This window comes from Paenibacillus sp. GQ49, from assembly GCF_059759055.1.
The window spans coordinates 1-236 of record NZ_JCAXEL010000066.1 but is presented as its reverse complement, the minus strand read 5'-3'; the positions used below and the strand labels follow the sequence as shown (position 1 = coordinate 236).

At 41.5% G+C, this 236-nt stretch carries 1 protein-coding gene; it reads right to left on the bottom strand.

Translation table 11 applies throughout. The annotated features are described in order from the left end of the window. A partial coding sequence (locus AC6CIF_RS31975; RefSeq protein ID WP_498202760.1) for a transposase occupies positions 1-185 on the bottom strand: 185 nt, incomplete at its 3' end. Positions 186-236 lie beyond the last annotated feature (51 nt).

Here is a 236-nt window from a genome sequence, read left to right as displayed (position 1 = left end):
TTCCATCCCCTCGATTCTCTTAATCCTTCTTCTCCATCTACCTTGTATTTTCTTATCCAATCGGTAACCGTGTTTTTATGGACCCCCAGTTGCTTTGCCTCATGGTTGGGGTTGGATTCATGTTGCAGGCAACGCCTTACAACCTGAATCTTGATTTCATATGAAACCGGGCTTCTTTTGGACATTACAAAAACTCCCATCATGGTAGAAGTAGAGTTTTGTTTTTTCTACTGTCT